This window comes from Streptomyces sp. NPDC059994 (assembly GCF_042737755.1).
Taxonomy (GTDB): Bacteria; Actinomycetota; Actinomycetes; order Streptomycetales; family Streptomycetaceae; genus Streptomyces.
In genome coordinates this window covers 1-10,835 of the sequence record NZ_JBHWUR010000171.1, presented here as the reverse complement: position 1 = coordinate 10,835, position 10,835 = coordinate 1, and the positions used below count along the sequence as shown (strand labels likewise).

The window sequence follows — 10,835 nt, the reverse complement described above, 5'->3', positions numbered from 1 at the left end:
GGGTCAGGGTCAGGGTCAGGGTCAGGGTCAGGGTCAGGGTCAGGGTCAGGGTCAGGGTCAGGGTCAGGGTCAGGGTCAGCGAGAGTGTCGGAACCTCCGCCCGCACTTGGCATGCCCGGCCCGCGCCCCGAGCCCCTCCCGCGCCGGCCCGGGCCGCTCCCTCGGGTCCAAGAAGTCGGCCATGGTCGTCGCGGCGGGCGACCCCTTCAGCGGCAACAGCCAGAATGGCGGTGTCCGCAGGGATCTCCAACGACGGTCGGTGACACGGTTGAGGAGCAGCCGACGTCGGCGATGAACGATGAACGCGCCCTGGGAATCCCAGGGAGTGACGACGACGGCCGGGCGTGCGGAGGTTTTTCACGCGACGCCGAGGGCGTCGGTGTGCACGCCTGCTGCGGCCCGCGGCCCACATCGGGCCCGTGCGTGCGAGGGCGCGCGGCAGATCTGGTTCGGGGTCGCTTGAGATGCGGCGCGCGCCCGGGTACGCGCACCACGACCGGAACGAGACAGAGGCCAGTCAGCGCCCATGTCCGGGCAACTGCTGTCCGAGCCAGATACCGATGGCCCGCTCGCATTCAGCTGTGGGAGACGCTGGGGAAATCCCTCGTCACCGCCACTCAGACCGACCTCACGCGGTTCGCCGAGCCACGTCGCTCATCAACGGGATCTCGGAGTGAAGTTGACACCCTCGTCGTTGAGCTCGTAACGGACCACGAACGCTTCCACCTCGCCGGTCGGCCAGACCGACCCCTGCTTGCGAAGCTCTTCCAAGTACTGCTGGTTCTGGGGTGCATCGGTCAGGATGATGTTCCGGTTCCCCTTCGCCAGCCACGGGTTGTCCGACCTCCGCACCCGGTGTTCGAGGTTCAGCGGTTCGAAGCTTTCCGTGCCATCGGCACGACGGACCTTGATCTGCAGCGTGCCGGTCGGGTTGAGCCGGGCGTCACCGGCGGCTACGAGCTGGCCTTCGATTGCCTGGAGGTCGGCGTCGGCTCGCAGCCGACGCATCGCCTTGCCCTGGAGGCTGCCGAAGTCCTTGCCCGCGAGGCGACGGGCCTCGCGCAGGATGCCGATGGCCCGGGCCCTCTGCTGCGCGGTCAGAGCGGGGGCGTTGCCGACATCTGCCCGCAGGGCGTCCAACTCGGTGCCGAGCTGCGCCAGGCGGGCCCGCCCTGGGGTGGCCCGCTCCGCGGCCAGGGTCCGGTCGATCACAGCCGGAAGGCGTTCGTTGGCGAGCCGCTCGTAGCGGGCAACCAGATCGGGGTTCGCGACCGCGACGTAGCGGGTCTGCGGGGTGACCGTCAGCGTGGCCTGCGGGGTGCGAACCCCGGTCCGTACGTCGTACGTCGTGGGCGGCCGGGGTTCATAGCGTCTGACCTCGGGAGCCGGTTGCACCAGGCCCGCCGAAGCGGCACCCGTCCTCGTACCGCCCAGTGCCCCGGTCGTGTTGGAGACGAAGGTCTCGCGAACGGCCTGTTGACCGGCCGCCTTCTCCGCCTCGATCTGGGACTGGCGGCCGACCCTGCCCTCGGTGACGAAGCGGTTCTCCTGATACGGGTGCGTGACGAGGACGTTGTCGAGCACGACGGGTTCCTTGGTGTCCATCCTTCTGCGCGGCAGAGTGCCGTTCCCTTCCAGCTCCCGCTCCAGCTCGCGCGGCGAAACGCTGCTCGGGTCGATCGGGCCCCGGCCGAGACCCATGACGAGCTGGTCAAAACTCTTCCCCGTCCGCTTCTGGAGTTCGGTGCGCACCTCGGCGTCGGTCCTCATGTCCCGCCCCGCTCCCTCCTGGCGTGCGATGACGGCCCGGCCGGAGGCGTCGTACTGGACGACGTGCGCCAGCTCGTGCGCCAAGAGGCGGCGACCCGCGTGGCCTTGCAGGGATTCCCCGCGGCCCAGGACGACATTCCGCCCGAAGCTGTATGCGCGCGCCCCGAGTCGGTCCGCCATGGCGGCCGCCTCAGGTCCGCTGTGCACCCGTACGCCGCTGAAGTCGTGCCGGAAGGCCCGCTCCCACTCTGTCCGCACCGGGAGGTTCAGCTGCTGGCCGCCGGACGCGGGGAGGACTCCCGCGTCCCGAGCGCTGCGCTCCGCGCGGGGGCCGGTCGACGCCGTTATCGTCGTGACACGGGTGGCAGTGGAAGCGGCCGCCCGGTCCGGCGTCGTCAGGGCACGGTCGGCCAGCACATGGGCCGCTTGCTCCAGGGTGTCGCCAGGTTGGGTGACGGGCAGGCTGTGTGTGACGCGGGGCGTGACGCGGGGCATCCTGTCGGCGGCACCTGCTGTGGAGGCCGAAGACCGGTGGACTTGGCTGAACGAGGGCATCGGGTACCTCCCAGGCCGCCCTGCCGTGCTCGTGATCGCAGGGTGCCTATCGCCACCATAGGACGGGCGTGTCACCGCCGCCATGCAGGGACCTGGCCCGCGCATGCCGTCGGCGGTGGCGATGTTCCGCTGTATGAAGTCGCGGTTGCGGGCGTTCTGTGGTGCGAGTGCCCGGGGCGTCGGGCGATGGGACTGGTGGCCGGGCCGGGTGCAGGTCCGTCACTGCCTTGCGTATGGGCTGTCCAGCGGCTGCGAAGTGAGGTGTGGCCTGGGCCGGTCCGGAACGATGTGCCCCCGGCGTCGTCGGTTCTGCGTCCGATGAAGGACAGCAAGCACTCGCTGCCACTGCACGGTGCCATTACCTGCGCGCGTACCCATCAGTCCGCGGCTCGACACCTCGCTGACGTCGTCGCGGGGCATCTCGACGAGACACTGTCGTGGTCAGCGCTGCCTGACTTCGAAGGGCATGCGGCCCCGCCCGCACAGAAGACCCCGGTCGGTCAGGGTCAAAGGGTCGTCAATCTGCCTCATCGCGCAACCACAGTGACCGAGGTGGACCAGCGCTGGTCGGCCCACAACGCCACCTGCCCCACGTCGGGATCCGCCAGGCAGCCGACCTCACGAGCGGCTCGCGGATCATCGTGCTTCGTCGACCGGGGCCCGAACGGGCTGCGGCGTTGGGCACGGGCACCCGCACCGCGCCGAGCGGGAGGCTCCGGCCCGCCGGGACCAGCGGCCGGGCGGCGCCCTGCGGCGAGGTCCCGGCCGGCCGGTGCTTCTGGTGGTCGTCGCCGCGGACCCGGACGGTCGCCTCGATGCGGTCGTCGTCGTTCTCGGTGAGGTGGTGCGCCTTCAGGTTGGCCACGCTGACCTGCCGGCGCACGTCCCCCAGTCCGAGCCCGAACCGGACGAGGAACTCCTCGGTCAGCGGCCCGGTGTGGCGTTCGCCGTCCGCCGTCCAGCTGCCGTGCACCTCGAAGTACGGGCAGACGGGCCGCCAGCCGGCCTCGTCCTTGAACCGGACCTTCTGCGGCATCCGCTCGCTCAGCGTGCCGTCCGCGGCCAGGTCGAGGGTGGGCTGCGGCTCCCCCGTGGTCTTGCCGGTACCGCGCGGAGTGAGGTCGCTCGTCGCTCCTCCCCCAGCGGTAGTTGTCGCAGGGGTTCGGGGAGGGGCCAGCCGGGCGAAGGAGAGCGGGGCTGGATCCAGAGCTGGTCGATCACCGGCATCTCCTAGCGGTTGGCGACAAGATGACGGGGCGTGATCGACCGTACAGAAATCATTACGGTGTGTCATGCTCAGCACGGTGGGTCGGCGCCTCAGCCCGTCCGGTCCGCGGCCCGGCTCCCCACGGTTCCCCGCCCGGTCCCTCACCCCGTCACCCCGTCACGCCGGCGGGAGCGGCTGGGCCAGGGGGCGGAAGACCATGCGCAGGTCCTTCGGGGTCCGGGCGCCGCCGGGTCCGGCCTGCTCTACGTTGGCCAGGGGTGCGCAGTGGAAGTCGATGCCCTGCGGCTCCCTGCGCTCCGGGTCGCCGTTCGTGTCGGGCGGCCACAGGAGGTCCCCGGTGACGACCCGGGCGGGGATCAGCCAGTAGTCGCCGCCCCGGTAGAACCGCTTCGCGGGTGCGGGTGCGGGGACGGCGGGCGGGTCGCCGGGGTCGGCCGTGGGGGGCGGTGCGTCCGGCTCGAAGAACACCTCGATCCCGTCCTCGATCGGCAGCCACCGCCCCTCCTCGATCACCAGCGCACCCTCGCCGGACACCGCCGTGACGACGCTCGTGGTGCTCCCCGCCGGGCCGGTGGCCGGCTCCGGCGGCCGATGGTCCCAGCGGCGCAGCAGCGGGTGGCGCTCGGGGAAGGTGCCGAGCCCCGGCTGGTGGGGGTCGGCCGCCGGATCGGCGTCCAGGACCACCCGCCGGCCGACGTGGTCCACCTCCGTGATGCGGTACAGCCGCGGAGCCCTCGCTCCCGCGGTCCGGGCGGCCCGGCAGACAGAGGCGTCGTCGACGATCTCGACGGTGTCGCCGGTCTCCAGCCCGAGCTTGTCGTCCCGGCCGAGCGTGTCCAGTTCGAGCGTGGGCCCGGCGACCGACCTGATGGGGAGGACCACCGAGGCGTTCTCCCGCGACCACTTGAACGTGGCCTGGCCGACGTGGCCGCCGCGGTGCACCTCCACCCGGTACAGCTGGTTCTCCGGACCGCGGTATCCCGAGTCGGGCGCCACGTCGCACGGGTCAGTGTCGCCCTCGGTGAGCCGGGCGCGGGCCGCGAGCTTCGCCCTGGGGCCGAAGAGGGCCTCCAGCTCCTCCGTCAGCCAGGGCAGCGCGGCCTCGGGGGCGGGGATGGGGGTGTCGTCCGCCAGGCGCAGCGGGAGCCAGGCGATCTGCCACATGACCCGGGTACGCGCCGTGGTGTCGGGGCCGTGCAGGCCGAGGGCCGGCTCCCGCAGCTCCGGCGCCTCATGGGCTGTCACCAGGCGCTCCCACACGCGCAGGTACACCATGAACGCGCCGTCGGGCAGCTTCCCTTCCACCTCCGCCCGCTCCTGGTCGAGGTGGCCGTCGGGCTGGCTCCAGTACTCCACGTCCTCCTTGCACTCGCAGAGGATGCCGTCGACGTACATGCGCCCCTGGGCCACGGTCAGCACGCCGTCGTTGACGGCGACCCGGAACCCGCCGAGGTCCGTCTCCTCCGGGCCGGCCGCGCAGGCCGCCCTGCCGAGCACGTCGGCGGCGAGCGTGCGCAGGTAGTACTGGAGGATCGCGCTCTGCTCGTTGATCTCGGAGTCGAGCTGAACGCGTCCCTGCTGGGACAGGACCGCGGAGAAGTGCCGGTCCGGGTCGAACGTGACCCGGGAGAAGTCGCCTTGCATCGTGGTGCGCTCCCTGACGTGAGGAGTGGCTCGTCCGCGCGCGGCCCGGAGCCGCCGCCGCTCAGGTGACGAAGAACAGGCCGCTGTCGCAGCCGGCGGGCGTGTACTCGTCCAGGCGGGTGCGCAGGTTGTCCTCCCGCAGCGGCTGGAACAGGTCGTGCAGGGCACCCGGTTCCGAGCCGTCGTCCGCGCCCCGGCGGATCTCCTCGGCGCACCCGTCGGCGAGTTGAACGTACCCCGGAGTGCCGTACCAGGTGCTGGTGAAACGCAGTGCGACGCGTTGCGAGTCGCCGGACTGCTCCGGTTCGCAGTGGAACCGGGCGGGGGTGTGGGAGTCCGGCGGCAGCCAGCAGAACCGCACGCAGCCCTCGCCCCGGTGGGAGACCCGGACCTCCCCGTCGAACAGGGAGTTCTCCAGCAGCTCCACGGCCCGCACCCGCACCGTCCCGATCACCGTCGTGCGGCGTGCGGCGAGCACCGCGTGGGCGGGTCGGCCCTCCGGGCCGGTCAGCGCGGCCGTCTCGCGGCCGGTGGCGTCCAGTACGGAGTCGGCGAGGCAGACGTGGTTGGGTTCGGCCGCCGTCTCGTCCTGCCTGACGACGACGGTGCCGAGTACGGAGTGCTCGACCCTCAGCCGCGCCGGGGTGTTGACCAGCTCCAGTCCCGGCTCCTCGGGATGCTGCGGGCGGGCCCGCTCGTCCAGGTCCCAGCCGGGCACCAGGGTGCAGTGCCGGACGACCACCTCCCCCACCTCCCCGTGTACCTGCACGCTGCGCCCGGCGATCAGCAGGCCGTCGAGCACGATCCGGGGCAGCGGTCCCGCGCCCCGGCCCGTACCGGTGATCCGCAGGGCGTCGGGACGGTTGCCGGACCAGTCGAGCAGCCGCAGCACCGGCCGCACCCCGTCTGCGGCCCGCAGCGTCAGCCGGTCGCCCTGGTCGAGGTCGATCGCGAGGATCTCCTGGTAGGCGTCGTTCCCGGTGATCTCGATGACCGCCTCGGGCCGCCGCATGCCGTGCCGCCGCGCGGCGCGCCAGCGCTCCAGCGCCTGGGTGATGCGCCGGTACCGCTCGCCGGGGCCGACCCGGTAGACGCGGGCGGCCAAGTCGGTGTCCGCCGCGCCGGGGCGCGGGTACTCGCCGCCGCCCAGGTCGGCGGCCGCGCCATGGTGGTAGGTGACCAGGACGCCGGCCTCGGGTGCCTCGCGGGCCGGGAAGGCGATCCGGCCGAGGACCGGGTCGACGGCGACCTGGCCGGGCCTCGGCCGGTAGGTCCACCCCGACAGGTCCGCGGCCACGATCCGGTCGAGCGACACCGGGGGGTCGTCCGGGCCGGGCCACACGCACAGGCTCTTGCCCGGTCCGTAGTAGTCGGCGAGCCGCTCGCTCAGGGCGCGCCGTCTGATCGGCGCCGGGACGTTCATCTCGTCCGCGGTGTGGCACGGGGACGGCTCGGTCACCGGCCTGGTGAACAGCGGGGTGTCGTTGCCGAGGATGCTGAAGGTGAACCGGTACGGCGCGCGGTCGTCGCAGTAGGCCGGGGCGCGGGTGACCGCGTGCGCGAGCAGCCGCCACACGTGCAGGCCCACGCCGGGGATGCCGTACCGGCCGGCCCGGCGCGCGGACCCGGGGCGGGCGGCCTCCGCGGTGCGGGCCAGTTCGTCGAAGGGCCCCCAGAGCCGGTCGAGGGCGTCCACCCGGCGCAGGTCCGGCAGCCGGCCGTGGCGCAGCCGGCGGCGGGCCCCGCGGTCGTCGGCCGGATACCGGCGGACGGGCTGGGTGACGGCGAGCAGACGGCGGTACTCCACGGCGCGGGCCGGCCACCCGGCCACATCGGCGGCAAGGTCCTCCAGGAGGGCGAGGGTGCCCTTGCGGCGCCGGTTGGCGACGGTGTCGGCCACCTCCCGGCGGGGGGCCGCTGCCGCCAGCCACCGCTGTGCCTCGGCCGTGCCCGTGTCGAACGCGGCGGCCGCCCTGGGCAGCACGCGGTGGCCGACGAGGTCCCCGAGGTAGGGGACCGCCCAGTCGGCGCAGGTCTCGATGAACGAGTCGGCGTAGAGCCGTTCGATGTCGGCCTCGACCAGGTCGGCCTGCTCGGCGATGACGGCGAGGAGGGCGCGCAGCCGCCCGCCGGTCTCCTCGTCGCGTCGCCGGTGGACCGCGGGCAGCAGGTCGTACAGCTCGTCGGGGGTCATGGGATCCTCCGCAGGACGAGGGTTTCGGGGGTCGCGGGGTCGAGCACGGCGAGCTGCGCGGGCCGCAGCCCGCGCCGGACGACCAGCTGCGGGAAGGAGTCCTTGAGCCGTGCCCTGAGCGCGCTCTGGCCGATGCCGGGGTTGAGCCGCAGGAGCCGGGGGACCGTCAGCCCGTACTGCCGGGCCACGAAGGTGAGGGTGTCCGAGTCGGCCGTGTCGTGGCGGGTGGCGCGGTTCCCGGCGGGCCGGGCCGGCACGCTGGGGCAGGCCGTGGTCAGCGTGCCGGCGAGCCGGGCCAGGGCGGCGGTGTCGACGTCGTCGGGGACGCCCGCGAACAGGTCGACGTCCACGTGCTCGACGCCGGGCACGGACTGGGCGGCGCGGTAGGCCGTGCTGAGGTGGGCGGGTGCGGCGAGTTCGGTGCCCGCGAACCCGAGCGCGTCGTACAGGGCGCCGCGGACGGCGGGGGCGACCGACTCCCAGGTGCGGTCGGGCTGTACCCGGATCCCGGCCGCCATCAGGAGCAGCACCCGCTCGCGTACGGCGACCCGGACCGGCAGGTGGTCCCCGTACGCGGCGAGCGCGCTCTCCAGGGCGGTGACCAGGGGCGCGCCCGGCGCGAGCGGGGCGTCGCCGACGGCGGCGACGGTGACCAGCACGACCCGGCGGCGGCCGTCGGTGACGTGCTGGGCGCTCGCCTTGCCGATGCCGGCGAAGGCGCGGGCGAAGTCCTCGTAGTCGCGCAGCGAGACCAGCCGGTCCAGGGCCCGCAGGCGCAGTGGGACGCGGCTGCGGGTGTCGTCGACGCCGTCCGGGTCGGTACCGCCGGTCGCGGGCAGCGGGTTGGTGACGGCGGTCACGCCCGGGGGCCTGCTGACCACTTGGTTGACCTGTCCGGCGGGGACGTTGCCCGCGCTGCCGGAGCCGATCCGGTAGCGGGCGGCGACGTTCTCCGTGCCGGTGGGCAGCCGGCTGCCGTGCCGGCCGTCGCCGAACTCCACGGCGGCGGCGCCGTCGGCGCCGGTCCGCAGCCGGTAGCAGGTGTCGGCCGGGCCCAGTTCGGTGAGGTCGTCGGTCCGCTGCCACCGCAGGTCGGCGACCCGGACGGCCAGGGTGTCGGCCGCGCCGTCGGGCGTGGCGGCGGGCAGGCAGGTGAGCGGGCCCTGGCGCAGCGGGAAGGTCTGCCCGGCCCGGCCGGCGTCGCCGCTGCCGAGGATCTCGGTGCGGGTCTCGCCCACGGTGGCGGGGGTGACGTTGCCGTGGACGACGACGGTGTCGCGCCGGTAGCGGTAGGCGAGCCTGGACGTCAGGAGGAGCGTGGTGCGGGCCCGTCCGCCGGGGCGCCGGGCGTGGGTCTGGCGTACGCCGCCCAGCATGACCAGCTCGGTGCCGCTTACGCCGGTGACGAAGGGCACATCCGTGCGCTCGCCGGAGACCACCAGCCACTGGCCGGGGCGCAGCCCCTCGTAGGCGGCGTCCAGATCGATCTCCCGGTCGGCGACGTCGTCCCGGAGCGGGGCGTCGGCTACCGGGAGGGTTTCGCCGGCCGCCCACACCGTGGTCTCGCGCCGTCCGTCGTCGCTGAAGTACTTCGGCGGCAGCGGGGTCTCCAGGCGCAGCTGGGTCGACTTGACGGCCAGGTTCCGGCCCAGGGCGGCGGGCTGGCGGACCTCCTGCACCTGGCGGACGAGCGGGTCCCTGCCGCCGCGTTCCACGACGATCCAGCTGTGCGAGACGATGGTGTCGTACACGGCGTCGAGGGTGAGCTGGCGGTTCTTGGGGGCGAGGCCGTTGTTGCGCTCGCTGTTGTCCACGTCGATCAGCCGCGCGCCCCTGCTCCCCCGTTCACGGAACACCGCGCCGGCGGGGGCGGCCCGGACGCGCAGCCACTGCACCTCGACGAAGGACTCGGGTGCCGCGACGGAGACGGTGTTCAGGGCGCGGTAGAGCTCCCCCGCGAGCCGGGGGCGGGCGGCGGCGAGCAGCCGGGGCAGGGCGTCGGAGTCGGCGGCGAACAGGTCTTCGACGGCGGGCGGCCGCAGCCGGGACCCGGTGGGCGGCCGGGATCCCGGGCCGGCCAGCGCGTCCAGGGCGGGGGCGAGGCCGGCGAGCGCCGGAGTGTCCTTGGCCGCCCCGGCGGACCGGCCTTGGGGCGTGGTGACGGCCATGCCCGGGTCGGCGAGCAGCGGCACGCCCGTCACGGTGGCGGCCGCGGCCGCCACCGCCCGGCCGCGCTGGACGACCGTGGCTAGCCAGGTCTCGACAACGGTGTCCCCGGTGGCGCGGGCGACAGCCAGGTGTTCGCCGAGGCGCCGGAGCGGATCGGCGAGCACCTCGACGTAGCTGCCGATCTGCGGCTGCATGCCGGTCTCCTGAAGCGGCTCCAGGACCCGGGTCCTGATGTCTGCGGCGATCTCGCCCTGCGGGGTCTGGAGCACGGCGGCGCGCACACCACTGCTCAGCCGGGCCAGTGCCGCGGCGTACTGCTGTTCCCCGTTGGGTGAGGCGAAGTGCACGATGGTGCGGCCGCGGGCGGGGTCGGCCCGGACCTCCCAGACGGTACGCACCCTGGCGTCCTCGGGGGCCGAGAAGCGGAAGAGCAGGCGGTCGCCCGGCCGGATCGAGGGGTGGATCCCGGTCAGTTCGAGTTCCTGGAGGGCTCGGACGCGGTCCGGGGTGAAGGCGGGCGGGGCCGTGCGGCGGACCGGCAGCTCGTTCCACTCGGCGCGCGCGGTGAGGTCCTCGGAGGTCTCGAAGGTCTGCGGCAGCCCGCCCGGCAGGGGGGCGCTCTTGACCTGTGAGCCCGCCGGGATGGTCGCGCTGGTGCCCGGGTCGAGGGCGTACGCGAGGTGGGCGGCGGCTGCGAGCGCGGGCCGGGGGCGGTGTCCGACGAGCCGGCCGAGCCGGGTCAGCGAGTCCTGTTCGGTGGCCGTGCGCAGGTAACCCTCGTTGGCGATGCGTTCCTGGTAGAAGGTCAGGACGTCGGCGATGACGGCCCAGCCGTCGAGCAGGGCGATCGAGGGGTCGTCCGGCTCGCGGGTGGTCAGCGGGGCCAGTTCGGGGCGGTCGGCGGCCGAGAGCCGGGCCAGCATCGAGTCCAGGAACTGCCGGTGGGTGCCGATGCGGCGGTCCAGTGCGGGCAGGCCGGGGCGGTTCCAGACCGGCGCCGGGGTGGCGGACCGGGTGCCGGCGCAGCAGCCGCAACGGTGGGGTGAGCCGCTCATCGTCCTCCTTGCACAGTGACGTTCAGCCGCCCGTTCTCGGGGCGCGCCGGGTCGTCGTCGAGCCGGGCGATCTCAAGCGGCCGCAGCCGCAGGACGCCGGAGGCCGGTACGGCCTCGACGGTGACGGGATTGATGGGAGTGGGGTCGGCCGGGTCGGCCGCGGTCCCGGCGGGTGCGGCCGGGGCGGGACCGGTCGGGGCGGGCGGGGCCGGGGCGGGAC

The 10,835-nt window shown here is 73.9% G+C and carries 5 protein-coding genes and 1 pseudogene; all 6 read right to left on the bottom strand.

What is annotated here, in order from left to right; genetic code table 11:
- Positions 1-657: 657 nt before the first annotated feature.
- Positions 658-2,265, bottom strand: a complete 1,608-nt coding sequence (locus tag ACFWA7_RS38555; RefSeq protein ID WP_385827844.1) for a DUF4157 domain-containing protein — start codon at positions 2,263-2,265, stop codon at positions 658-660.
- A 577-nt stretch (positions 2,266-2,842) separates the two neighbouring features.
- On the bottom strand, positions 2,843-3,361 hold the full coding sequence (locus tag ACFWA7_RS38550) for a hypothetical protein (RefSeq protein ID WP_385827842.1): 519 nt from the start codon (positions 3,359-3,361) through the stop codon (positions 2,843-2,845).
- Positions 3,362-3,709: 348 nt separating this feature from the next.
- On the bottom strand, positions 3,710-5,197 hold the full coding sequence (locus ACFWA7_RS38545) for a DUF6519 domain-containing protein (RefSeq protein WP_385827840.1): 1,488 nt from the start codon (positions 5,195-5,197) through the stop codon (positions 3,710-3,712).
- A 61-nt stretch (positions 5,198-5,258) separates the two neighbouring features.
- Positions 5,259-7,391: a hypothetical protein gene (locus ACFWA7_RS38540; protein ID WP_385534264.1), complete on the bottom strand. Its 2,133-nt coding sequence runs from the start codon at positions 7,389-7,391 to the stop codon at positions 5,259-5,261.
- Positions 7,388-10,615 (bottom strand): putative baseplate assembly protein, encoded by a 3,228-nt coding sequence (locus ACFWA7_RS38535; RefSeq protein ID WP_385827838.1) that lies wholly within the window; start codon positions 10,613-10,615, stop codon positions 7,388-7,390. Before ACFWA7_RS38535 ends, ACFWA7_RS38540 begins: the two co-directional genes overlap by 4 nt.
- A pseudogene (locus ACFWA7_RS38530) lies at positions 10,612-10,835 on the bottom strand (hypothetical protein); the annotation flags it as partial. The gene ACFWA7_RS38535 and the pseudogene ACFWA7_RS38530, both read right to left, overlap by 4 nt.